At 66.9% G+C, this 24020-nt stretch carries 24 protein-coding genes; 10 read left to right on the forward strand and 14 right to left on the reverse strand.

Features of this window, described 5'->3' with window-relative positions; translation table 11 throughout:
• The 4 genes from AB4Z48_RS10950 (at position 1) to AB4Z48_RS10965 (ending at position 4037) form a co-directional block, all read left to right on the forward strand.
• Complete coding sequence (locus tag AB4Z48_RS10950; protein WP_441613950.1) at positions 1 to 813, forward strand: cephalosporin hydroxylase family protein; 813 nt, start codon at positions 1 to 3, stop codon at positions 811 to 813.
• A 39-nt stretch (positions 814 to 852) separates the two neighbouring features.
• A complete protein-coding gene (locus tag AB4Z48_RS10955) occupies positions 853 to 1695 on the forward strand; it encodes a phytanoyl-CoA dioxygenase family protein (protein ID WP_441613951.1) in 843 nt (280 codons plus the stop codon).
• Positions 1696 to 1778: 83 nt separating this feature from the next.
• Positions 1779 to 2858, forward strand: a complete 1080-nt coding sequence (locus AB4Z48_RS10960) for a class I SAM-dependent methyltransferase (protein ID WP_441613952.1) — start codon at positions 1779 to 1781, stop codon at positions 2856 to 2858.
• A gap of 48 nt (positions 2859 to 2906) precedes the next feature.
• Positions 2907 to 4037 (forward strand): DegT/DnrJ/EryC1/StrS family aminotransferase, encoded by a 1131-nt coding sequence (locus AB4Z48_RS10965; protein ID WP_441613953.1) that lies wholly within the window; start codon positions 2907 to 2909, stop codon positions 4035 to 4037.
• Between the two features lie 45 nt (positions 4038 to 4082).
• Here AB4Z48_RS10965 and AB4Z48_RS10970 read toward each other — a convergent pair whose 3' ends face one another.
• The 8 genes from AB4Z48_RS10970 to AB4Z48_RS11005 form a co-directional block, all read right to left on the reverse strand.
• Complete coding sequence (locus tag AB4Z48_RS10970) at positions 4083 to 4373, reverse strand: EscU/YscU/HrcU family type III secretion system export apparatus switch protein (protein ID WP_441613954.1); 291 nt, start codon at positions 4371 to 4373, stop codon at positions 4083 to 4085.
• Positions 4370 to 5698, reverse strand: coding sequence for a flagellar hook-length control protein FliK (locus tag AB4Z48_RS10975; protein ID WP_441613955.1), 1329 nt, complete (start codon positions 5696 to 5698; stop codon positions 4370 to 4372). The genes AB4Z48_RS10970 and AB4Z48_RS10975 overlap by 4 nt, the downstream gene beginning before the upstream one ends.
• A gap of 43 nt (positions 5699 to 5741) precedes the next feature.
• Entirely contained in the window at positions 5742 to 6074 is a 333-nt protein-coding gene (locus AB4Z48_RS10980; RefSeq protein WP_441613956.1) for a flagellar protein FliT, read from the reverse strand.
• A 1-nt stretch (position 6075) separates the two neighbouring features.
• A complete protein-coding gene (fliS, locus tag AB4Z48_RS10985; protein WP_441613957.1) occupies positions 6076 to 6510 on the reverse strand; it encodes a flagellar export chaperone FliS in 435 nt (144 codons plus the stop codon).
• 22 nt (positions 6511 to 6532) lie between these two features.
• Positions 6533 to 8032 (reverse strand): flagellar filament capping protein FliD, encoded by a 1500-nt coding sequence (gene fliD / locus AB4Z48_RS10990; protein WP_441613958.1) that lies wholly within the window; start codon positions 8030 to 8032, stop codon positions 6533 to 6535.
• A 62-nt stretch (positions 8033 to 8094) separates the two neighbouring features.
• Complete coding sequence (locus AB4Z48_RS10995; RefSeq protein WP_441613959.1) at positions 8095 to 8469, reverse strand: flagellar protein FlaG; 375 nt, start codon at positions 8467 to 8469, stop codon at positions 8095 to 8097.
• Between the two features lie 117 nt (positions 8470 to 8586).
• Complete coding sequence (locus AB4Z48_RS11000) at positions 8587 to 10311, reverse strand: flagellin N-terminal helical domain-containing protein (RefSeq protein ID WP_441613960.1); 1725 nt, start codon at positions 10309 to 10311, stop codon at positions 8587 to 8589.
• Between the two features lie 235 nt (positions 10312 to 10546).
• Positions 10547 to 10870 carry an RNA chaperone Hfq gene (locus AB4Z48_RS11005; protein WP_441613961.1) on the reverse strand — a complete coding sequence of 108 codons (324 nt, stop codon included), beginning with the start codon at positions 10868 to 10870 and terminating at the stop codon, positions 10547 to 10549.
• Between the two features lie 954 nt (positions 10871 to 11824).
• On the opposite strand from AB4Z48_RS11005, the gene AB4Z48_RS11010 reads away from it, so the two are divergent.
• On the forward strand, positions 11825 to 13906 hold the full coding sequence (locus AB4Z48_RS11010) for a methyl-accepting chemotaxis protein (protein ID WP_441613962.1): 2082 nt from the start codon (positions 11825 to 11827) through the stop codon (positions 13904 to 13906).
• Between the two features lie 368 nt (positions 13907 to 14274).
• Complete coding sequence (locus AB4Z48_RS11015) at positions 14275 to 15759, forward strand: MDR family MFS transporter (protein ID WP_441613963.1); 1485 nt, start codon at positions 14275 to 14277, stop codon at positions 15757 to 15759.
• A 24-nt stretch (positions 15760 to 15783) separates the two neighbouring features.
• Here the strand turns inward: AB4Z48_RS11015 and AB4Z48_RS11020 are convergent, their stop codons facing one another.
• Positions 15784 to 16122 carry a DUF190 domain-containing protein gene (locus AB4Z48_RS11020; protein ID WP_441613964.1) on the reverse strand — a complete coding sequence of 113 codons (339 nt, stop codon included), beginning with the start codon at positions 16120 to 16122 and terminating at the stop codon, positions 15784 to 15786.
• Positions 16123 to 16428: 306 nt separating this feature from the next.
• Positions 16429 to 16947: a MarR family winged helix-turn-helix transcriptional regulator gene (locus AB4Z48_RS11025; RefSeq protein ID WP_441613965.1), complete on the reverse strand. Its 519-nt coding sequence runs from the start codon at positions 16945 to 16947 to the stop codon at positions 16429 to 16431.
• Positions 16948 to 17083: 136 nt separating this feature from the next.
• Between AB4Z48_RS11025 and badH the strand changes: the two genes are divergently transcribed.
• The 4 genes from badH (at position 17084) to aliA (ending at position 21580) form a co-directional block, all read left to right on the forward strand.
• Positions 17084 to 17851, forward strand: a complete 768-nt coding sequence (gene badH / locus AB4Z48_RS11030) for a 2-hydroxycyclohexanecarboxyl-CoA dehydrogenase (RefSeq protein WP_441613966.1) — start codon at positions 17084 to 17086, stop codon at positions 17849 to 17851.
• Positions 17852 to 17888: 37 nt separating this feature from the next.
• The gene (gene badI / locus AB4Z48_RS11035; protein ID WP_441613967.1) at positions 17889 to 18671 is read left to right on the forward strand and encodes a 2-ketocyclohexanecarboxyl-CoA hydrolase; all 783 of its coding nucleotides are present in this window, start codon (positions 17889 to 17891) and stop codon (positions 18669 to 18671) included.
• 89 nt (positions 18672 to 18760) lie between these two features.
• Complete coding sequence (aliB, locus tag AB4Z48_RS11040) at positions 18761 to 19912, forward strand: cyclohexanecarboxyl-CoA dehydrogenase (protein ID WP_441613968.1); 1152 nt, start codon at positions 18761 to 18763, stop codon at positions 19910 to 19912.
• 48 nt (positions 19913 to 19960) lie between these two features.
• The gene (aliA, locus tag AB4Z48_RS11045) at positions 19961 to 21580 is read left to right on the forward strand and encodes a cyclohexanecarboxylate-CoA ligase (RefSeq protein WP_441613969.1); all 1620 of its coding nucleotides are present in this window, start codon (positions 19961 to 19963) and stop codon (positions 21578 to 21580) included.
• Positions 21581 to 21615: 35 nt separating this feature from the next.
• On the opposite strand, the gene AB4Z48_RS11050 is transcribed toward aliA, so the two are convergent.
• The 4 genes from AB4Z48_RS11050 to AB4Z48_RS11065 form a co-directional block, all read right to left on the reverse strand.
• Positions 21616 to 21924, reverse strand: a complete 309-nt coding sequence (locus tag AB4Z48_RS11050; RefSeq protein WP_441613970.1) for a hypothetical protein — start codon at positions 21922 to 21924, stop codon at positions 21616 to 21618.
• 128 nt (positions 21925 to 22052) lie between these two features.
• On the reverse strand, positions 22053 to 23024 hold the full coding sequence (locus AB4Z48_RS11055; RefSeq protein ID WP_441613971.1) for a LysR family transcriptional regulator: 972 nt from the start codon (positions 23022 to 23024) through the stop codon (positions 22053 to 22055).
• A 43-nt stretch (positions 23025 to 23067) separates the two neighbouring features.
• A complete protein-coding gene (locus AB4Z48_RS11060) occupies positions 23068 to 23493 on the reverse strand; it encodes a cupin domain-containing protein (protein WP_441613972.1) in 426 nt (141 codons plus the stop codon).
• Positions 23494 to 23497: 4 nt separating this feature from the next.
• The gene (locus tag AB4Z48_RS11065; protein WP_441613973.1) at positions 23498 to 23977 is read right to left on the reverse strand and encodes a carboxymuconolactone decarboxylase family protein; all 480 of its coding nucleotides are present in this window, start codon (positions 23975 to 23977) and stop codon (positions 23498 to 23500) included.
• Positions 23978 to 24020: the final 43 nt, after the last annotated feature.

Below are 24020 nucleotides of genomic sequence, written 5' to 3' on the forward strand. Positions count from 1 at the left end.
ATGAATCCGATTGAGCAGTTCAAGCAGGAGGTGCAGGGGAACATCCGCCGGCTCGGCAGCGAAGCCAGCCTGCGCGGTGCGTCGCTGGACTGGATGTGCGCCGTGGCGGTGGGCAACTACGCCTACAACTTCACCTGGCTGGGCCGGCCCATCATCCAGTATCCGCAGGATATGGCGGCGATGCAGGAACTGATCTGGAGCGTGCGGCCGGACCTGGTGATCGAGGCCGGCATTGCCCACGGTGGCTCCCTGATACTCAGTGCGTCGATGCTTGCGATGCTGGACTACTGCGATGCGGTGGAGGCCGGCACCAGCTTCGATCCGCGGGCTTCGCGCCGCCGCGTGCTGGGCCTCGATATCGATATCCGCGCGCACAACCGCGCGGCCATCGAAAAGCACCCGATGGCCCACAAGATCGACATGCTGCAGGGCTCGAGCATCGATCCCGCCATTGTCGCCGAGGTGCATCGCCGTGCGGCCGGCTATGAGCGCGTGCTGGTCATTCTCGATTCGAACCATACGCACGACCACGTACTGGCCGAACTGGAAGCCTATGCGCCGCTGACGGCGAAGGGCAGCTATTGCATCGTCTTCGATACCCTGGTGGAAGACCAGCCGGAACACCTCTCGCCCGCGCGTCCGTGGGGCAAGGGCAACAATCCGAAGACCGCGGTCTGGGCCTACCTGGAGCGCCTGCGCAGCGAGACCGTCCTGGGCGCCGACGGCGAACCGCTGAAGTTCGAAATCGACCGGCAGGTCGAAGACAAGCTCCAGATCACGGTGGCGCCGGATGGCTACCTGCGGCGCGTGTAAGCCTGGGGCCGCGGCGAGCGATTGAGACAGGGGCAGACAATGGACTTCGTTCCGACAGATGAGCTGCGCGCGCGCTTTGCGCGCGACGGCATGCTGGTGATACCCGGCTTCTTCGATATCGAGCGGGAGATCCGTCCGATCCAGCGGGCCATCTACGACATTATCGGCCTGGTGGCGGCCCGGCACGGCATTGCGCTGGTGCGCGAGCCCTTCTCGGCGGAGCAGTTCGATGCCGGCTATGCCCAGCTGACAGGCGTGAGCCGCGCCTTCGGCGGCGAGGTCTACGACCAGGTCAAGCAGATCCCGGCGTTCCTGCGGCTGATCTCGTCCGAGAAGGGCGAGGCCCTTTTCAAGTTCCTGCGGGGAACCGATGTGGCGGGCATCGGCACGGCCAGCTATGGCATTCGCATCGATAGTCCGCAGGAAGAGCAGTTCCGCAGCCATTGGCACCAGGAGTTCATCTTCCAGCCGCAGAGTGTCGATGGCATCGTGATGTGGAGCCCGCTGCGCGCGGTGACCAGGGAGATGGGCCCGGTGGAAGTATGCCGCGGCTCGCATCGCGACGGGATCCGCAAGTGCAGCAAGACCGGGGTCGGGGCCGCCAAGTCGGGTGCCTACAAGATCGGCATGGTCGACGACGAGAAAGTGGTTGCCGCCTATGAGCGCTGCGCGCCGCTGACCCGGCCGGGCGACCTGATCGTGCTGGATTTCCTGGTGATCCACCAGTCCGGATACAACGTTTCGGACCGGCCGCGCTGGTCGGTCCAGTCGCGCTTCTTCAATTTCCGCGACCCCTATGGCGCGCGCCTGGGCTGGAAGGCCTCCGTCACCGCGGGGACCGAGGTCGAGGCGCTGTTTGCCGAATATTTTGCCGAGGAATAGCAGTGGCCTGTCAATGCAACGTTTGCGCGAATGCGCTTCCCGCCCCGGTCTACGAGTCGGACGGCGATAGTTCGATCACGACCATGAACACCGTGGTGCCTGGCCGCACCCAGGTCTATCTCTGCCCGCATTGCGGTCATCTGCAGACCAGCGAGCTGCCGGACCTTGCGCATTACTACGCCAATGTGTACGAGATCAACCTCGCAGCGGAAGACGACGACCAGCTCTACAAGATGGTCGACGGACGCCCGCTCTACCGGGCCGACCACCAGGCCGCGGTGCTGCAGTCGAAGCTCGATCTGTTCCCGGGCTGCCGGGTGCTCGACTACGGCTGCGCCAAGGCGCCGACCCTGAGGAAGGTCGTGCAGGGGAACCAGGGCATCGCGCCGTTCCTGTTCGATGTCACCGACAAGTATGTATCGCACTGGGCGCGGTTCCCGGGCCAGCCTGGCTGGGCCACCCACGAGGTGGACCCGGCCTGGGCGGGCAGCATGGACGTGGTCCTGTCCTTCTATGCGCTGGAGCATATCTCCCGGCTCGGGCAGGCGCTGGCCAATATCAAGGCTTTGCTCAAGCCGGGCGGGCACTTCTACTTCATCGTGCCGAACGTGCTGGAGAACGTGGCCGACTTCGTCGTGGCCGACCATGTGAACCACTTCACGGCCGAATCGTTGCACTACATGCTGAGCGCGCAGGGCTTCGACCGCGTGGAAGTCGATGCCGGCGTGCACGATGCCGCGTTCGTGGTGACGGCAAGGCTCGGCGCGGGGGCCGCCTGCGCGGTCCGGCAACCGGATGCCGCCGCGCTGGCGGGGCTGGAGGCTTTCGCGCGCGACACCGCGCAATACTGGCACGGCGTCGTGACAAGGCTGAAGGCCTTCGAGCGGGCACACGCATCGGCGCCCAGCGCGATCTACGGTGCCGGCTTCTATGGGAACTTCATCGCCTCGGCCCTGGATTCGATGGAGCGCGTGGAGTATTTCGTGGACCAGAATGCGCACCTGCAAGGCCGCCTTTGCCAGGCGCGCGAGATCGTCTCGCCGGGGGCACTGCCGGGGCATATCGGCCGCGTCTACGTTGGCATGAATCCGCGCACGGCGCGCGCCGCGATTGCCGCGATCCCCGAATGGCACCAGAAACAGGCGGACTACTTCTTTCTCTGAAAGGCTGCTGTCGCGGTCGAACCGGCTTCCCTGGGAACCCCGATCATCATGAAACGCATATTCGTCTCCGGCCCGTCGATCACCGACAGGGAAATCTCCTATGTCACCGATGCGGTCACCAATGCCTGGTACGCCGACGCCAATCGCTACAACGACCGGTTCGAGCGGGCTTTCGCCGACTACCACGGGGTCCGGCATGCGGTGTCGCTGCCATCGTGCACCTCGGCGATCCATCTCTCGCTGCTGGCGCTGGGCGTCGGGCCCGGCGATGAAGTCATCGTGCCGGACTGCACCTGGATCGCCAGTGCGGCGCCCGTCAGCTACGTAGGCGCGACGCCCGTGTTCGCGGACATCGACCCGTCGAGCTGGTGCCTGAGCGCCGCGTCGTTCGAGGCCTGCATCACGCCGCGCACCAAGGCCGTGATCCCCGTCGACCTGTACGGCAACATGCCCGACTACGATGCGCTGTGCGCCATTGCCAGCCGGCACGGCGTGGCGGTCATCGAGGACGCCGCCGAGTCCGCGGGTTCGCGCTATCGCGGGCGGGCCGCCGGCACGCTCGGCCTGACCGGGACCTTCAGCTTCCATGGCTCGAAGACGCTGACCACCGGCGAAGGCGGCATGCTGATCACCGACGACGACAGCGTCTATCGCCGTGTCATGGTATTGCGCGATCATGGCCGGCAACCGGGCGACACCATGTTCGAGAATCGCGAAGTCGGCTACAAGTACAAGATGAGCAGCATGCAGGCCGCGCTCGGGCTGGCGCAGATCGAGCGTATCGAAGAACTGGTGGCGCGCAAGCGGCAGATTTTCGAGTGGTACCGTGAAGAGTTCTCGCGGTGCCCGGAGATCCTGCTCAACAGCGAGGCACCGGACGTGCGCAATACCTACTGGATGGTGACGGTGCTGCTGCCGGAGCGCATTGGCGGCAAGGTCCCGGCGATCCGCCGGCTGGCGGAGTGCGGCATCGACAGCCGGCCGTTCTTCAATCCCCTGAGCAGCCTGGCGGCCTATGCCGCCACGCCAGGCGCGGCCGCCGCGCGCGCAGCCAACCTGGCCTGCTACCGGATCGCGCCGCATGCACTGAATCTGCCGTCGGGACTTGGCCTGGACCGCGATGACGTGGCGCGCGTCGGCGCCGAGGTGCGGGCCATGCTGGGCGCGGGGCACGACTGAGCATACGCGCGGGCGCGCTCCGCGGCCGCCCGCGCGGCCGGCTTTTCAGCCGGCGCTTTCGCCAGATGTGCTTTCCAGGCGATAGAGCCAGGCAAGCAGCTCCGCCACGGCGACATAGAGCTGGGGCGGGATGTGCGAATCGAGGTCGACCTGCATCAGCAGGCTCACCAGCGCGGGCGAGTCATGCACGTAGACACCCGCCTCCTGCGCACGCGCAATGATCGATTCCGCGGTCACGCCGTAGCCCTTGGCCACCACGCGCGGCGCGGCATCGTCGTTGTCGTAGCGCAGCGCGATCGCGGCGCCGCGCGGGGTGGGTTGATGTGCGTCGTTCATCTGCCTGTTCCTGGCGTGGCCGGCTCGCCGGTGTCGACATCCAGGCGCATCAGCACGATGCCGGAGGCCGCCAGGTTGCCTGACAGTGCCGACCTGTCGGCGTTCATGCGCGAAGCGACGCTTCCGTCAGCGGTGACGATGCGCGCGTCCAGGCCGGTGCTGTTCAAGGTCAGGCGCGCTTCCACCGTTCCCATGTGAGGCAAGTTCAATACCAGTCGTGTGCTCCAGGCGGCCGCGGCGGTGCCGGCACTGCCGTCGTCCGCATGCTCGCGGCGGATTTCCCAGTCCATGGGCGTGCCGGGCCAGGCTTCGCCGGCCCAGCGCAACTGCTGGCCGGCAAGCAGTTCGAGTTGCTGCCGGACCACGCCTTCCGCGCCGGGGTGCAGGACCGTTGCCGGGCCGCTGCTGCGGGCGGCTGCGTGGTCGTCGATGCTGGCCGTGGCCAGCAGGGTGCCGAGGCGCGTTTCCCGATGGCGGGGTGCGTCGGCGCCCTTGGCCGTTGCTTCATAGGCTTGCGCAGCCTGGCTCGCCAGCGCGGCGGCACGGCCCGGATGCGCGGGCTGCTGGAGCGTGGCCGGCGTAGCGTTCGTCTGGGCGGCGGTCTCGGTTGCGGCACCGCCACGCGGGGAGGGAGCGGGGCCGCGCGCGTCGGCCTGCGTCGCTTGTCCGTCTTCCGCAAGGAGCTGCAGGGGGCTGTCCGCCTCGGCCATCGCGCCCCCGGGAGTCAGGGGGGCAGGTGCTCCGGCCGTAGCCGCCGGCGCGGGGAGCAGGAGAAGCGGCGCAGGCGGCGCGCCTGCCTTGTCCGGTGCCGGGGCAGGGCCCTGGGCGGTGCCGGCCCCGGCGCCAGGGGCGCGCAGCATCGCTTGTGGCTCTTTGCGCAGCAGTTCCAGCGGCCGGGCGCCGCTCACCCATTCGGCAAGATGGCTCTCATAGAACAGTCCGCTGCGTCCGATCGCGTCCGCCAGGGCGGCGCGCAGGGCGGGTGCGCCGGCGGCCGTGGGCGGCGATGGCAGCAGGGAAGCGGCTGAACGCTGGGGTTGAACATCGACGCGCTCCAGCAAATCCAGGATGACGCGTGCCGCGGAGCTCAATATTTCGCGGGTGGAACCGCTTTGCGCGGGCTGGCCCGCCTGCGCGGCGGAGGGCAAGGGCAAGACCGTGCGCCCTTGCACGGCGGAGCCGGTGGACGTCTGCGGGTTGCCCTCCGGCAAGGGCGCCGTCGGGAGAAGTGCCGACAGCTTCGATACCGACAGCGCGGTGCGCAGGCTTTGCGGGTTCAGGTCGCGCAGCAGGGATGCGTCCGACGAGACAGGAATGCCAGTCATTGCAGGCCGCTAGGTGATATCGGTGCCGGGAGGTCCGGCCAGGTCAGCCGGCAACGCCATAGGCATGGCCGAGGCTCTGCTGCCGCCTGGCGCTGGCGATCATTCCTCCGAAGCGCGTCAGCTCGGGCATCAGCAGATCGCGGATGGCCGCATCGTAGGCAAGGATGCGCTCCAGGCGGTGGAAGCGGCTGGAACGTTCATGTTCGGGGAACGAGGCTTCGTCCTTGAGCTGGCGCAGGCGGTCGACCTGGGCCATATACACCTTCTGCAGGTCGCTCAGCGCATCCCAGTGGTTGGCCCGGGCCGTCTCGAGCATCTGTTCGGCAAGCAGTTCGAGCTCTTCGTAGCAGCTCAGAACGGGGCTAGGTCTATGCATGTCAGGTCCCTGCCGAAGCGAGTTGGTGAGATTCACCGGGTACCGGCGAGGCCGCGTCTTCGATCTGCGCCCAGGCCGATGCCAGGTTCTCGAGCAAGTGATCGACTTCGTTCAGCAGTGTTTCATCGTTGCGCAGGTTGGCCAGCATCAGCCGGCGCGACATGTAGTCGTAAAGCGCCTCCAGGTCGCCGGCGATCCCGCCGCCGGCATTGTGGTCGAGCGCGGCCCGCAAGCCGTTGTCGATGATGCTGATGGCGTGCGAGATTGCCTTGCCCTTCTCGGCGACGGCACGGGCTTCCATGTGGAACTTGGCGCGGGCGATGGCGCCGCGCGCGCCGTCGTAGAGCATGACGATCAGCTTGTGGGGGCTGGCGCTCATGGCGCCGGTCTGGATCCCGACCTGGGCATAGGCGTTGACGGCATTTCGGGCGAACATGATCGACTCCTGGGCGGGCTTACTACTTGTTCGAGGTGTTGTTCATCGCGTTGAACTGCTGCGTCAGATAGCTGCTGGTGTTGTTCATCTGCGCCATGATCGTGTCGAGCTGCGTGAACTGCGCCTTGTAGTTCGCAATGGTCGCGTCCACCAGGTCCGACTTCGACGTGTACTGGTCGCTCAGGTCCTTCAGCGTCTGGTTGACGTCGTTGGTGGCCGAGGTCAGCGCGCCGTTGGTGCCGGTCAGCGAGGTGACCAGCGCATTGATCTGGTTGCCGTAGCCGCTCTTGCCGTCGGTATTGCCGAACAGGCCGGCGACACCAGCCGCATTCGAGTTCAGTGCGTTGGTCAGCGTGACATTGTCGAGCTGGATGGAGCCATCGGTCTGGAACGATATGCCGGCTTGCGAGAGCGTGTTGATCGCGTTGGCGCCGCTGCCGCTGCCTTGCGGCATGTTCAGGATGCCGCGGATCTGCGACTGGATGATGCGCAGCGTACCGTCGCCGGTCAGCGGCGAGCCGGTCTTGGTGCTGGGATCATAGGCGGTCAGGCTCGCGGCGACGCTCTGGAGATTGTTGTAGGCGGAAACGAAAGACTGCACGCCGGTCTGGATCGTCTTGGTGTCGCGCTGGATGGCGACGCTGGTGTTGCCCGTCTGGGTCAGTGCCAGCGTGACGCCCGGCAGGGCGTCGGTCACGTTGTTGCTGGCGCTCTGGATGGCAATGTTGTTGACGGTCAGCTGCGCGTTCTGGGCGACGATGCTTTGCTGCATGCGTTGTCCGCCGGAGCCGTTGTTCACGTCATAGCTGACCAGGCCGGCCAGCGATGTGCCGCTGCCGGCTTCGTTGTTGACCTTGATGCGCATGCTGCTGGCCGCGCCCGTGTCCTTGGCCGTCAGGACCAGGCGATACGGCGTGCCCGAGCCGTCGTTGACGATACTGGCGGTGACCCCGGTGTTGGCCTTGTTGATGGCGTCGCTCACGCCTTGCAGCGTATTGTTGGTGCTGTCGATCTTGATGTCGATCCCGCTCGAGCCCGCCGTGGCGGCGAACGTGGCGTTGCTGTAGCGGCCGTAGGTGGGGCTGGCGGCATTGTTGTCCAGGCTGCCACCGGCGGCATCGGTGATGGTGCCGAAGTCGATGTGAATGGTGCCGGTCGTGAGCGCCGCGGTCTGGGAAGCCTGGCCGGCGGCGACCAGCGACTGGGCCTGAGCCAGCGCCGAGACGTTGACGGCGTAGGTGCCGGAAGTCGCCTTGCTGCCTCCCGTCGCGGTGAGGACACCGGTGTTGCTGGAGGTCGCGGTCGTCCCGTTGAAGAAGCTCGGGTCGGCCAGTTGCTTGGCAGCGGCCTGGAACGCGCCCAGCACGCTCTGCAGCGTGCCGTAGGCCGAAAGCTTGGTCTGGGAACTGGCTTGCTGCGCCTTGATCGCGTTCAGCGGAGCCTGCTCGGCGGTGGTGAGCTGGTCCAGCAGCGAGCTGAGATCCAGGCCTGAGCCTACGCCGAGGTTCGAAATGCTTGTCATGACTGCTTCTCCAGGTATAGCTTGATTGGGTCGGGTCCGGTCTTGTGCTGTCTTGCGCGGTCTTACGCGGTCTGATGCACGAACAGACCCTGCAATTGCTGCATGGCGTTCGCGATCTTGATGACTTCCTCGGTCGGGATCTGGCGGATCACCTCGCCGCTGGTCTTGTCCACCACCTTCGTGATGATGCGGTGCGAATCGCTATCGATCTCGAACTCTACGCTGACCGATGCCATGCGCAGGACCTGGGTCAGCCGCTTGACGGCTGCATCCAGTCCGCCCGGTTGTTCCTGCGGCGTGCTCGCCGGCGAATCCTCGCTGCCGGCAGTGGCGGCAATGCCGGCCTCTGCGCGCATCGTTTCCCCGCCCGACGCCATGCTGGCCGGCATGGCGGGAATGGCGGGGATGCCGGACGGGATCGGGAAGGATTCGGCCATGTCGGTTCGGAAGTCGGAGGTTGGAATGCTTTCCCAGGGCCGCGGCCCTGGGGAAACACTCGAGGCCCGTTATGCCAAAGCCGGCACGAATGCCGGCTTCAGCGAAGCAGTTACGAATTAACGCAGCAGCGACAGCACGCCTTGGGTCGACTGGTTAGCCTGCGCCAGCACCGAGGTACCAGCTTGTTGCAGGATGTTCGCGCGGGTCATGTTCGACACTTCCGTTGCGTAGTCCGCATCTTGAATGCGCGAGCGCGACGACGACAGGTTCGTCACGGTCGTGCCCAGGTTCGAGATGACGGAGTCCAGGCGGTTCTGTACTGCACCCAGCGAGCTGCGCAGGTTGTCGACGGTCTGCAGCGCCTTGTCCAGCACGGCCAGCGGATCGGTCGTGCCCGAACCCGACGACGAGGTCGTGCTCGTGGTGAATGCGTTGGTCGCTGCGTCGATGTAGGCGGCGCCGCCGATCTTCGCGTTGATGTCCGGATCCGTTGCGGCGGCCGGGCTGGCGCTGTTGTCTGCCACGGTGACGGCACCGGTGGTGGTGTCGACAGCGTAGTTGGTGGTGAAGCTGGCCGTCGTGGTCAGGTTGCCCTTTGCATCAACGTAGCTCGAGGTCGCGCCGTTGGCGCCGTCTGCCTTGCCGGTAGCGCCGTCAAGCTTGATCGTGGACGTCAGGCCGCTGGTCTTGCCCAGGGTGACGGTGGTCGCGTTGCCCGAGCCGCCTGCCAGCACTGCAGCTGCCACGTCGTTCTTGCTGGCTGCTGCGTTGTTGGTGACATTGCCACCAGCAGCGGAGGTGTAGGTGGTGCCGTTGACTTGCACGCTTGCGACACCAGCGGCAGCCGAGCCGGCGTTGGTGAACACGCCACCCAGCGTTGCTTGCGACAGGCCGCCAGTGTTGTTGGTGGTGAGGTTGCCGGCGCCGTCGTCGTACAGGGTGGTGACGCCGTCAGCGGCGGTCAGCTTGCCTGCGCTGTCGACCTTGAACTGGACCGATGCGCCGCTGGCGTTGGTGTACGTGCCGGCTGCCTGGCCGAATGCCGGCAGGTTGGAGCTCGACAGCGAGGCTGCCGAAGCAGCGGTGGTCACCTTGTACGAGAAKTTGCCGGTGCTCGAGTTGTAGGTGTAGGTGTTGCCGCCAGCCACAGCAACCGTGTCGCCGTCTTGCAGCTTGGCCAGGACCTGGTCGGTCGAGGCGAAGGTGTTCTTGGTCGTGACTTGGTACAGGCTCGAGCTGATCTTCGTGGCGGTACCGGCGGTCACTGCGTTGCTCAGGTCGGTAACCGTAGCAGCCTTGTTCGGGGTGCTGGTCACGCTGAAGCTGTCCAGGCCCAGGGTCTTCGAGCTGATTTCCGACAGGTTGACCGAGATGGTCTGGCCGTCGTTCGCGCCAACCTGGATGTTCAGGGCCTTTGCCGACGAGGACAGGACCTTGACGCCGTTGAAGTCGGTTTGTTGCGAAGTACGGTCGATTTCAGCCAGGCGCTGCGTAATTTCATCCTGGATCGACTTCAGGTCGGAGGCGGAGTTCGAACCGTTGGCGGCCTGAACGGCCAGCGTGCGGATACGTTGCAGGTTGTTGTTGACTTCGGTCAGCGCGCCTTCCGTCGTTTGCGCCATCGAGATACCGTCGTTGGCATTGCGCTGCGCTACGGTCAGGCCGTTGATGTTGGCGGTGAAGCGGTTGGCGATGGCCTGGCCGGCGGCATCGTCCTTGGCGCTGTTGATGCGCAGACCCGACGACAGGCGCTGAATCGCGGTGTTCAGTTGCGATTGCGAAGCGTTGAGGTTGTTCTGAGTCATCAGAGACAACGAATTGGTATTGATGATCGACGACATGGTACGACTCCTAGTTGCAGTGATTTACACAGTCCGGCGGCTGCCGTGTAACGTTGGCTGACTGCGTTGCAGTGCGTGTAGTGCCTCCGTTGCTAGGGTTATCGACCAGCGTCGGAAAAGGTTTAGTGTGATCTTGCGGTCGTGCCCTGAAGTTTCTTTGCGCGCTCCGGCTGGCGCGGCGGGGCGCGTGGCCGGGGCCCTGGCGGCGCCACGCCTGGTCATCCTCGCCATATCTCTAGCGCCGCTTGCGCGTGCGGGGCGTATACAGGCTGACGAACTCCGGCGAGCTTTCCGCGCCCGGCACGCTGGCCATGGCTTCCGGTGCGTGGGCGGGCGTAATGACCGCGATGGCGTGCTTGTAGACGACCTGGGGCACCGGATCGTCCGGCGATTCGGCCAGCAGCACCATATAGTTGTCGGCGGCGACGATCACGCCATGCAGGCGGATGCCGCTGGACAGGTGCACGATGACCGGCTTGCGGCTCGCACGGTGGGTGGACAGTTGCTGGTGCTGCAGCTTCCGGCTAGGGCGGTCCACCCTGGTTTCCTTCTTGTTCACAACTTCTCCGGAAGAGCCCGCGCGGGTTCTGGCGGCTGGCAGGGATTCGATAACCAGGCGTGGGCAACTGAGGTATGACGCACTGCTGAGCGCGGGCTGCGGCCCGGCCTGGGCGGAACTGGGGATGAAACATCCGCTCTCGATGCTGGCCGGGGGGGCGGGGTGCATGGATCGCGGCCAGCCGCGGTATGTGCGCGGGAGGGGGGTCCAATACCGCCTCGCAATCGGTGGCGAGCGGCGCCGCCAGAAGAGAAGGGGAATACTTCAGGGGCGAGAGTAACAAAATTTTACAAATATGGACGGTTGGGGGGCGCGCCTAGCCTAGAGGTTTACCTCTAAAAAACCGATTGCATCACAATAGGTGAATATATGTCCATGTTCACTTGTGGGGCAAATCCCAACGCCGGCCAGGCCCGCAACCCCTGTGCAGCATGGGGTTGCTGGCGATGACACGGCCCTGGCCTGCTTGCTGAAGCATCCGGTGCCACCCATGCGCCACAAGGAGTGGCAGAGCAGGCACTTTTTCCTATCCGAGATATCCCTGATAGAAATTGGATTTACACCTCATGTAAGCAGGTTTATATTCGCTACTGAACCTTTCGGTTCCTAGCAGTCCTGGAAAGCCTACGAGCACCCCGCGCGTGGGCTTCTTTTTTTGTGCGCCCACTTTTCTTGTCTGGCATGCCGCCGGGCACGAGGCCCGATGGCAGCACATCGAAGTGCCTGCCGCCATTAGACGACAGGACGCACGCTGCCAATTCCCTGAATTGCCGGTCTTTCTCCCCCTATATCTCCGCGTATCTTCGCGTTTTTCGCTTTCTTCGCGCAAAACGCGCAAATGTACTCAAGCTTGTCTGGTCCCCTGCCGTTAAGCCCGCGATGCGGCGTCGATCCGGAAGCCTGTCTGGAGCGAGTGCGCCGCGCGCGATGAAAAAGCAAAAAGGAGCCGGGAAGATGCGTTGGTTGCGAAACTTTGGCATTGGGGCGCGCCTGACGGTGGCGTTTTCGGTGGTGACGCTGACGTTGGTGGCGGTGGCTGTCGTGGGCGTGGTGTCCCTGCGCACCATGAACGAATCGATGCACGTGACGGTGGAAGGGCGGCTGTTCAAGGTCATGGATATCGAGCGCGTCAAACAGGACGCGCTATGGATCGGTATCCTCGTGCGCGACGCCACCTTGAACGAGGACCCGGTCGCGGTGCGGCGCAACGCGGAGAAGATCGGCGCGCTGCGCCAGGATATGGGTTCCACGCTGGACGAACTCGGCAAATGGCTCGCCAAGTCCGCCAGGCCGGAGATCCGGGAAACCTACCGCCGCCTGACCGAAGCGCGCGAGGCGTATAACGGCCAGCTCGACATGGTGCTGCGCCAGCTGCAGGGCGGCGAATTCGACGGCGCGCGCAGCGCGCTGGTGGCGACGCTGCCGGCGGCCCAGGCGCCCTATTTCGACAAGCTCACTGAACTTGCCGAGGGCGGGCGCAAGGTGGCGATCGTCGCCGTGGACGAATCGGAAGCCAGCTACGAGATGGCGCGTGACGTGCTGGTCGGGCTGGCTGCCGCCGCGGTGGCGCTGGCCATCGCGCTCGGTATCGGCATCACGCGTTCGATCACGGGGCCGGCGCGCCAGGCGCTCGAAGCCGCCCAGGCGCTGGCGCAGGGCAACCTGACCTACAGCATCAAGGCGCACAGCAATGACGAGATGGGCCGCATGCTGGGGGCGCTCGAACGCGCCTTCGGTCAACTGGCGGCGCTGGTCCACGGCATCCAGGGCGCTTCGCGCTCGATCGACGGCGCGACACGCGAAATCGCCAGCGGCAACACCGACCTGTCCCAGCGCACGGAGGAGCAGGCGGCTTCCCTGGAGCAGACCGCCGCATCGATGGAGCAGCTGACCTCCACGGTCAGGCAGAACGCCGCCAATGCGCGCCATGCCAACGAACTGGCGGTGAGCGCTTCCGGCGTGGCCACCGAAGGCGGGCGCGCGGTGCGCGGCGTGGTGGAAACCATGCAGAGCATCTCGCAATCGTCGGGCAAGGTGGCCGAGATCGTCGGCGTGATCGAGGGCATTGCCTTCCAGACCAATATCCTGGCGCTCAACGCGGCGGTGGAAGCGGCCCGCGCCGGCGAGCAGGGCCGTGGCTTCAGCGTGGTGGCTGCCGAGGTGCGCAGCCTGGCGCAGCGTTCCGCGTCGGCAGCCAAGGAGATCGGCCAGCTGATCAACGGCTCGGTGGGGCAGGTGGCCCATGGCGCCAGGCAGGTGGAAGATGCGGGCCGCACCATGGACGATATCGTCGGCGCGGTCAAGCGCGTGACCGACATCATGGGCGAGATCGCCGCGGCGAGCGAGGAACAGTCTTCCGGCATCGAACAGGTCAACCGCGCCGTCAGCCAGATGGAGAGCGTGACGCAGCAGAATGCCGCCCTGGTGGAGCAGGCCGCCGCTGCCGCCGAGAGCCTGCAGCAGCAGGCCGCCGGCCTGGTGGGTGAAGTGTCGCGCTTCAAGGTCTCGCCGGAGGACACCAGCGTGGCGCGGCAGGCACCGGCCCGCGCCGGGACGCCGGCTGCCATGCCGGTTATGTCGGTTGCGCCGGTTGCGCCGGTGCGGTCGGCCGCACCTGTTGCGCGCGCCGCGGCGCCAGCCGCCAGGCACCAGCCGGCCGCGCGTGCTGGCGGGGCCAAGAGCCATGCGCCGGCGCGTCTTGCCGCTGTTCCCGCGGCGCGCGACGCCGGGGATTCCGCCGAACGCCATCACGCCGCGCCGGCCCGGGCGGTCGCCCGCGTGACCGCGCCGGCGGCTGCCAAGCTTGCCGCCGCCCCGCGTGCCGCTGCCGAGCGCGTGACGCGCGAGCCGGTGCTGCCGAGCAAGGCCCGCGCCCCGGTAGTGCGCCAGGGCCGCGAGCCGGTGCTGTCGGCCAAGTCGCTGCCGGTGACCCGCCAATCCAGGCCCGCCGCGGCCGCTCCGGTGGCGCGCCGCGTACCGCGTGCCGCCGCAGCCGGCAACCTGGCGGTGGCCAACGGCGACTGGGAATCCTTCTAAGGCCGTGCCCCGCAGGGCGGGGCACGATGCGGGCGGGAAAGACGCGGTGCAGGGCGGGAGGCTTCGGCCTACAATAACGCCCTTGTATCCCAAAACAGACATGAGCGGGGCCGCCTGGTGCCGTCTGCTGCCGTCGGGGGCCCGCGCCCGCGCCGGTGGCGCCGGCCCTGCACTCGATGTCCTTTCCCGCGTTCCTCTCCCCCCGCCCGCCCATGACCGCCGTCTCCCCGCCGTCGTTCCCGCCGTCTCCGCCTCCACTGTTGCCTGCCCTGCAAGCGGCATCGGCCTCCTCCCCGCAAGGCGCGGCAAACGGCGGCCAGCGCGACGGCCGCGCATCCGGTCCGCCCGCGGTGCCGCCGGTGCCCGTCATGCAGGTCATCTTCGGGCTGATGCTGGCGATCCTGCTGGGTGCGCTGGAGCAGTCGATCGTGGCCGTGGTGCTGCCGGAGATCGCGCTGCAGCTCAACGGCTTCGAGGTGATGGCGTGGGTGGTGTCCGCCTATCTGGTGGCGTCCACCGTGGTGACGCCGATCTACGGCAAGCTCTCCGACCTGCTCGGGCGCCGTTCGGTGCTGTCCTTCGCCATCGTGCTGTTCCTGCTGGCCTCGATCGCCTGCGCGCTGGCGCAGACCATGCCCCAGCTGATCATCGCGCGCATCCTGCAGGGACTCGGCGGCGGCGGGCTGATCTCGGTGTCCCAGGCGACCATTGCCGACGTGGTGCCGCTGCGCGACCGCGGCCGCTACCAGGGCTATGTGAGCGGCGTATGGGCCGTGGCCAGCATGGCCGGGCCGGTGATCGGCGGCTACCTGGCGCATTTCCTGTCGTGGCGCTGGATTTTCTGGATCAACCTGCCGCTGGCACTGATCGCGCTGGTGGTGGTGCGCCGCGCGCTCAAGCACCTGCCGGTGGGCGGGCGCCGCCACCGCATCGATTATGTCGGCGCGCTGCTGTTCGGCGGCGGCCTGACCGGCGTGCTGGTGTTCCTCACCCGCCTGGGGCAGGGCCAGTCGGCGCTGGCGCCGCAGACGCTGGGCCTGCTGCTGGCCGGCCTGGTCGCGCTGGTGCTGTTCGTGTGGCAGGAAAAGCGGGTGGCCGACCCGATGATCCCGCTGGCCATGCTGCGCGTGCCCACGGTGGCGATTTGCTGCATCACGCTGTTCCTGTGCTTCTTCCAGCTCATCGCGATGTCGGTGCTGCTGCCGCTGCGCTTCCAGGTGGTGGGCGGCGCGCAGGCCGACACCGCGGCGCTGCGGCTGGTGCCGCTGACCCTGGCCATCCCGTTCGGCGCCTTTATCTCCGGGCGGCTGATGACCCGGAGCGGGCGCTACAAGCCGCTCCAGCTGGCCGGCTCGCTGATCGCGCCGCTGGCCATCCTGGCGCTGGCCTTCGTCGATCCGCACGCGGTGGTGCTGACCGCCCTGGTGATGATCGCGCTCGGCCTGTCGATCGGGCTGCAACTGCCCAGCGGGCTGGTGGCGACCCAGAACGCGGTGCCCGCGCAGCAGGTCGGCGTGGCCACCGCGCTGACGGCGTTCTCGCGCATGCTGGGCGGCGCGGTGGGCGTGGCGGTGCTGACCACGGTGCTGATCGGGCTGCTGCGCCATGGCGGCATGGGCGTGTCGGACCTGAAGGGCGGCGAGGACATCCTGACGAGCATGTTCCACCGCGCCATGGTGGGCGGCGACGCGGCCGACGCCGGTGCCGTGCGGGCCGCCGCCGAGACGGCGTTCCGCATTCTCTTCGTGCTCAGCGCGGCGGTGTCGCTGGTGGCGCCGTTCCTGGTGATGCGCCTGCCGGAAGCGACGCTGCGCGGCAGCAAGACGACGACCGTCGCGGCCAGCATGGACTGACGTGGCGGGCAGGAGCCGGCAGCTTCACGGGCTGTCGGCCCCCGTCGCGCCTTTGCCGAGAAAGCCGAACTCGACCGGCGTCTTGGCATAGAACACCTGCACGTCTTCCTCCGCCAGCCGCGCGAACAGGCGCTCCACTTCCTCGCCGGTGGCGATGACGGTGATTTCTTCCGGCCGGTCGGCCAGTTCCAGGAAATGCCAGCTATGAAAGCGGCGGTCGTGGCCGATGCCTTCGGCCGCCACCAGGTGCGTGGCGCCGCGGATGCGCAGCTCGCGCAGGACCTGCAGCAGCCAGTGCGACAACTGCTTGCCGTGATGCCGGCGGTTTTCGATGGTGAAGAGTGTCAGCTGGAAGCCTTGCACGATAGCCCCCCTTGCGGGCCCCGCGGCGGCAGGCCCATGGCGCGACCGCGGCACGGATGCCTGGCGCCGGGCTGGGCGCCTGCCTGAAGTCTAGGCCAGCCGTGGGCCGGTCTCAGGTGTTCCTTCTGGCACACCTTGATGAATTTCTGGGGTAACCCTGGTCTCGTCAATACGTGAGACTGGCAGACTGGCCATAGACAAATTCGCGCTGGAAGGCGGCAGACGCCAATCGTTTCTGTATTGAGAACGCGGGGAATATCGCCGCCCATACCGCGCCCGCCACCGCGCCTTCGCATGATCGCGCCTTCAATCCTGCGTGTCCTGCGCGGCGGTCCCTTCGTCATCCAGCGCTTTCATGTTCTCCAGCAGCTTGAGCAAGTAGTGCAGCGTGTGGGTGATATCCCCTGTCGAGAAATCGGTCAGCGCCCGCGCGTAGTAGTCGCGGATCTTGGGCTGGGCCAGGCGTAGCCACACGTCGCGTCCGCTCTCGGTCATGGTGACCAGCCGCGAACGCCGGTCGCGTCCGTCGGGAGCCATGCTCAGGTGCCCGTCGCGCTCCATGCGGCTCACCAGGCCCGACAGGTTCTGCCGGCTCACCATCAGGTAGCGGGCGAGGTCGCCCACGCTCATTCCCGCGGCCGCCTGCGGTCGCGACAGCGCGCCGAGCACCGCCCACTGCTGCGTGGTGAGGCCCTCCGCCTCTACGGCTCTCGATCCCGTTTTATGCAACATATTTGCACATTGGTACAGGCGGAAGAACAACCTGTTCGCCATCTCCGTGCGTGCGGATGGCCCAAGTTCATCGTCAAATTCGGGGTTAACCATGGCTATTTCCTGATGAGGCGGGCTTGCATTGTTCCAGATGTCCTCCTAATATACGTCAACATATTTACCTATTTAAACGGTGCCGCGCGGCGCTTCAGCCGCACGATAGCACCCGGGACCCTGAAAGGAGAACATTGTGCAAAGACTTGAAGGCAAGACGGTCATCGTGACCGGCGGCGGCGGCGGCATCGGCGGGGCAAGCTGCCGGCGCTTCGCTCGCGAGGGCGCCGCGGTGGCGGTGCTGGACCTCAACCCCGAAGCGGCAGACCGGGTGGCGCAGCAGATCCGCGCCGAAGGCGGCCGCGCGGAGGCGTTTCGCTGCGACATCACGGATCGCGCCAGCGTGGACGCCGCGGTAGCCGCGGTCGTCGACAAGTTCGGTCCGGTCGACGTGCTGGTGAACAACGCCGGCTGGGATGTGTTCAAGCCGTTCACCAAGACCGAGCCGGCGCAATGGGACCGCCTGATCGCCATCAACCTGACCGGGGCGCTGCACATGCACCACGCCGTGCTGCCCGGCATGGTGGAGCGCAGGCGCGGGCGCATCGTCAATATCGCCTCCGACGCGGCGCGCGTGGGCTCGTCCGGCGAGGCGGTCTACGCCGCGTGCAAGGGCGGGCTGGTGTCCTTCTCCAAGACCATCGCACGCGAGCACGCGCGCCACGGCATCACCGTCAACGTGGTGTGCCCGGGGCCGACCGACACCGCGCTGTTCGAGGACTACAAGCAGGGCGCGGGCAACCCGGAAAAGCTGATCGAGGCGTTCACGCGTTCGATCCCGCTGGGCCGCATCGGCCAGCCGGACGACCTGCCCGGCGCCATCGTGTTCTTTGCCAGCGACGACGCTGCCTTTGTCACCGGGCAGGTGCTCAGCGTGTCGGGCGGCCTGACCATGAACGGCTGAGCCCGCACTCGCCAACGAAACCCTGGAGACAAGCACCATGAACTACGAAGACATCCTGTATGAAGTGCGCAACGGCGCGGCGTGGATCACCATCAACCGCCCCGAGAAGATGAATGCCTTCCGCGGGCGCACCTGCGACGAGCTGATCCACGCCATCAACCGCGCCGGCTACGACCGTGCCATCGGTGCCATCGTGCTCGCGGGCGCCGGCGAGAAGGCCTTCTGCACCGGCGGCGACCAGTCCGCCCACGAAGGCCAGTACGACGGCCGCGGCACCATCGGCCTGCCGATGGAAGAACTGCACAACGCCATCCGCGACGTGCCCAAGCCAGTCATCGCGCGCGTGCAGGGCTATGCCATCGGCGGCGGCAATGTGCTGTGCACCATCTGCGATCTCACCATCGCCTCGGACAAGGCCGTGTTCGGGCAGGTGGGGCCGAAGGTGGGCTCGGTCGATCCCGGCTACGGCACGGCGTTCCTGGCGCGCGTGGTGGGCGAGAAGAAGGCGCGCGAGATCTGGTACCTGTGCCGGCGCTACCCGGCCGCCGAGGCGCTGGCCATGGGCCTGGTCAACGCAGTCGTGCCGCACGGGCAGCTCGATGCCGAAGTGCAGAAATGGTGCGACGAGATCATGGAGAAGAGCCCCACGGCGCTGGCCATCGCCAAGCGCAGCTTCAACATGGACACTGCCCAGCAGAGTGGCATCGCCGGCATGGGCATGTATGCGCTCAAGCTCTACTACGACACGGAAGAATCGCGCGAAGGCGTGACGGCCTTCCAGGAAAAGCGCAAGCCGGACTTCCGCAGGTACGCGAAGTAAGCCGCGCGCCTCCACGGTACGCGCTGCACGCCCGCACGGCCCGGCCGGCGGGCGCGCGTCAATACAACATTCCGCAGGCCGCAGACATCATGAACCCCTATCTCGACGAAGACCTGGCCGCACTGGCCGACCATGCCCGGCGCTTTGCCACCGACCGCATCGCGCCCGGATTTCTGGAGCGCGACCGGACCCGCGTGCTGGACCGCGCGCTGATGCGCGACATGGGCCAGATGGGCTTCATCGCGCCCGAACTGCCCGAACAGTACGGCGGGCAGGGCCTCGGCTGCCTGGCGGCCGGCGTGATCCACGAAGCGGTGGCGCGCGCGGACCTCAGCATTTCCTACATCAACCTGCTGGCCTCGCTGAACGGGCAGATCCTGGCCCAGCATGCCGCGCCGGAGATCGCACGCCCCTGGCTGCAGCGCCTGACCCGGGGCGAAGCGCTGTTCGCCATTGCGCTGACCGAGCCGCGCGGCGGCTCCGACGCGGCCAGCCTGCGCCTGCGCATGGAGCGCGATGGCGACCACTACGTCCTCAATGGCGAAAAGACCTCCATCTCCGCCGCCGACCAGGCCGACGCCGCCGTCGTGTTCGCGCGCTCCGGCACGGTAGAGGCCGGCGCGCGCGGCGTCTCGGCGCTGCTGGTGCCGATGGACCTGCCGGGCATCACCACCAGCCGCTTCGATTGCCATGGCCAGCGCGCCATCGGCCGCGGCTCGATCTTCTTCGAGAACGTGCGCGTCCCGGTCAGTCACCTGCTCGGCAAGGAGGGCCAGGGCTTCGTGCAGGTGATGCAGGGCTTCGATTTCTCGCGTGCGCTGATCGGCCTGCAGGTGCTGGCGGTGGCCAAGGCGAGCCTCGACGAAACCTGGGAATACGTGGCGCAGCGCGAGGCGTTCGGCAAGCCGCTGTCGGCGTTCCAGGGCGTGTCGCATCCGCTGGCGGATTTCGAGACGCAGGTGACGGCCGCGCGCCTGCTGTGCCTGCAGACGCTGTGGATGAAGGACCGCGAACTGCCGCATACGGCCGAAGCCGCGATGTGCAAGTGGTGGGCGCCCAAGCTCGCCTACGACGTGGTGCACCAGTGCCTGCTGTCGTTCGGCCACGGCGGCTACGACCGCGGCCCGATGGAGCAGCGCCTGCGCGACGTGCTCGGTTTCCAGATCGGCGACGGCACCGCGCAGATCATGAAGACCATCATCGCCCGCACGCGCGCGGGCCGGGACGCGGTGCCGGCCTGACCTGCGCTTGCGCCATCCATGACAACGACAGCAACGAGGAGACACGCCATGGCATTCGACGCCATCCTGCTGCCACCGCGCCGCGCCGCCAGCATCGCGCAGGGCTTGTGGCCGGACCGCACCATCAATGATGCGCTGGACGATTGCGTGTCCCGCTGGCCGGACAAGACTGCGCTGAGCGCGGTGCGCGCGGAAACCGGCGCCACCGTGCGGCTGAGCTACCGCGAGCTTGCCGGCCGCGCGGACCGGATCGCCGCCGGGCTGGCCCGGCTCGGCGTGGGGCGGGACGATGTGGTGTCTTGCCAGCTGCCGAACTGGTGGGAGTTCACCGCGCTGTACCTGGCGTGCTCGCGGCTGGGCGCGGTGCTCAATCCGCTCATGCCGATCCTGCGCGAGCGCGAGCTGTCGTTCATGCTTCGGCACGCCGCCAGCAAGGTGGTGGTGGTGCCCAGGCGCTTCCGCGGGTTTGACCATGAGGGCATGCTCGAAGGCCTGCGCGCGTCGCTGCCGGACCTGCAGCACCTGCTGGTGATCGGCGGCGCCGGCGCCAATGCCTTCGAAGCCCTGCTGCAGGCGGGCGACGATGCGCCTGCGCCGCCAGTGCATCATCGCCCCGGGCCCGATGACATCACTCAACTGATCTACACCTCCGGCACCACCGGCGAGCCCAAGGGCGTGCTGCACTCGGCCAATACGCTGATGGCCAATATCGTGCCCTACGCGCAACGCATGCGCCTGGGCAGCGGCGACGTGATCCTGATGGCCTCGCCCATGGCGCACCAGACCGGCTTCATGTACGGGCTGATGATGCCGCTCATGCTCGGCGCCAGTGTGGTGCTGCTCGATACCTGGGAGCCGCGCAGGGCGCTGGAGCTGATCCGCGGGGAAGGCGTGAGCTTTACCATGGCGTCCACGCCGTTCCTCTCCGACCTGGCCAGGGCCGTAGCCGATACGGGCCTGGCGATCCCGACGTTGCGCACCTTCCTGTGCGCCGGCGCGCCGATTCCCGGCGCCCTGGTCGAGCAGGCGCGCGCAGCGCTCGGGGCCAAGGTGGTGTCGGCGTGGGGCATGACGGAGATGGGCGCGGTCACCACCACGCGCCTGGACGATGACGACGAGCGTGCCGTCAACACCGACGGCTGCCCGCTGCCCGGGGTGGCGGTGCGCGTGGTGGACGCAGCCGGTACGGAGCAGCCCGCCGGCGCAACCGGCAGGCTGCTGGTGCGCTCGTGCTCGAACTTCGGCGGCTACCTGCGGCGCCCGCACCTGAACGACACCGACGCCGACGGCTGGTTCGATACCGGTGACCTGGCCCGGATCGATGCGCACGGCTTCATCCGCATCGACGGGCGCAGCAAGGACGTGATCATCCGCGGTGGCGAGAACATTCCCGTGGTGGAGGTCGAGGCATTGCTGTACCGCCATCCCGCCGTTTCGCAAGTGGCCATCGTGGCCTACCCGGACGAGCGGCTGGGCGAGCGCGCCTGCGCATTCGTGGTGACGCGGCCGGGCTGCGCGTTCGACATGGCCGCCATGGCCGCCTATCTCAAGGCGCACAAGCTGACCCAGCAGTATGTGCCGGAGCGGCTGGTGGTGCGGGAGGCGCTGCCGTGCACGCCGGCCGGGAAAATCCAGAAGTTCCGCTTGCGCGAGGAGTTGCGCGGCTGAGGGCCGGCGGCCGGCAATTGGCTGTCGGCTGTCGGCTATTGGCTCTCGGCAACGGGAGCGGTTTGCCGCGAATCGCGCGGGTCGGCCGCCGGTTGCATCGGCGGCCGGCAAGCCAGCGGCTTCAGAAGCGCGTACGCAGTCCGCACGGCAACGTCGAATGATTTGTCGAGCGCAATCTTGCACCCGTTCACGCTGATCTGCCAGGCGTCCTGGCGCGTGAGCCGGCACGAGATGCTGCGGTCCTCCATGCTGTCGGAGAACCACCTCCACAACCGTGCATCATCCCGCTGGGCTGCTTCCGCAGCACGAAGCCTCGTCATCTCGAGGCGGTCATCTAAAGGCATGCTATCCACATAGTTTCGGGCGGCGCGGGCGCGGCCTTTGCAGGGCGTGCCGGCGTTCCTTGGCAGGCGCGGCGACCCGGCCGGAGCAGGCGCGCACCGCAACACACCCTGTTGTCTCCGGGACACCATCAGGCAAGCGGGATCCGGAGATCGAGCAGCCGCGTCTGCTCCGCGATGTAGTCGACGAACACCCGGACCCGCGCCGGGAGATGCTTGCGGCTGAGATAGCACACGTAGTGGCCGCTGTCGTCGGGTGCATGGCCGGCAAGGCAGTGCACGAGCTGTTCCGTGCGAAGCAGCTCGCGGATCTGGTAGGCCGCCAGCTGCGCAATGCCCTGGCCGCGGAGCACCGCCTGCAGCACCAGGTCCGCATCGTTGAATGTCAGCCGCGAAGGCGGCAGCAGCGTGATGCCAGCGCCGTCGGCCTTGAACTCCCAGCTCCGCACGCGGCCGCCCGCGGTCCGCAGGTTGATGCAAGGATGGCGGGCAATGTCGTCGATGGAGTCCGGCAACCCGTGCATGCGTGCATATGCCGGCGAGGCGCAGACCAGCATCTGCATCGGAATCAGCTGCCGGGCAATCACCTGGCTGTCTTCCATTCTGCCGTCGCGAAATGCGACGTCGATGCGGTCCGCCGCGAAATCGGCGGGGCGGTCGTCGAGCTGAACGTCCAGCGAGATTTCCGGGTACCTGGCGTGGAATCCGCAGAGCAGGGGCGCCACAATCTTGCGTCCGAACCCTGTCGTTGCCCGCACGCGCAGATGACCGCGCGGGGGGCCGTTGCGCAGCTCGCGCATGTCCCCGAGTGCCTGCGCGATGCGCTCGATGGCCGGACGGCAGTTGTCGTAGAACAGCTTCCCTTCGCGCGTCAGCGAGGTACAGCGCGTCGTGCGCACGAACAGCCGCGCGTCGAGTTGCGTCTCAAGCTTCTGCACGTTGCGGCTGACCGCGGAACGGCCGATCCCGAGGCGGACGCCAGCCTTGGCGAAGCTGCCTTCGCTGACGACGGCAATAAAGGCGATCACACCGGCGTAACTCGTTGCGAAACTGGTGGCGAGCGCATCGCCGGGCAAGTCCGGGGCGATAAAAGAAATATCCATGCCCGCAAGACGTTGGATACCGCCCGCGTGTGACAGGCGCCGGCTATTTTTCCGGGACCAGCACCGGTGCGTCCTTGTCCTTGATCAGCAGCACGACGAACTTGGCCGGCTTTGTGTTGCTGGCGTTCCTTCCCACCGTGTGCACGTCGTCCGGGCCTTCATGCCAGGTCTGGCCCGGCGTCAGGGTGACTTCCTTGCCACCCTTGACGGCCATGATGATCTTGCCCTCCAGCACATAGATGAAGGCATGCGCGTTGTGCCGGTGTACGGGATCCTTGCTGCCGGGCGGATAGACCACGGTGATCATCAGCGCCTCCTTGCCGGGGAATTCGGGCAAAGGCTGCGTAAGCACGGGCGTGACGATGGCGTCGTGTGCGTCGTGTGCGTCCTGTGCGGCGTTGGCGGACTGCACGCCCGCGAGCGAGGACAGCAGGAACAGCGCAGCCGTGAATCGCTTGGTGAACTTCATGGCATCACTCCAGGTTGGCCTTGTCCAGACCATACTCCTTGTCGGCCGAGCCAGGGGAGGTACGGAAGGCCACGTTGGCGCGGTTCCAGGCGTTGATCGCCATCACCAGGAACGTCAGGTCGGAAAGCTCCTTCTCCGAGAACTGCGTGAGCACGCGCTCGTAGAGCTCGTCCGGCACCCCATGCTCGGGAATCTTGGTCAGCACTTCCGTCCATGCGAGTGCCGCGCGTTCGCGCGGCGCGAACAACGTCGATTCGCGCCAGATGGCGAGGTGGTGCAGGCGCAGTTCGCGTTCGCCGTGAATGCGCGCTTGCTTGATATGCATGTCGACACAGAAGGCGCAGCCGTTGATCTGCGATGCGCGGATCTCGACCAGGTGGCGGATGTTCGGCTCGATCTTCGAGTCATTCAGCAGCATGCTGACTCCGATAAGCTTCTTGAGGAGCTCGGGGGATTGCTGCATGTAGTTCAGGCGTTGCGTCATGATGTTTTCCTGGCGAACTTGAAGATACGGCCCCGGAGGGCCA

Source organism: Cupriavidus sp. 2TAF22 (assembly GCF_052115045.1).
Taxonomy (GTDB): domain Bacteria; phylum Pseudomonadota; class Gammaproteobacteria; order Burkholderiales; family Burkholderiaceae; genus Cupriavidus.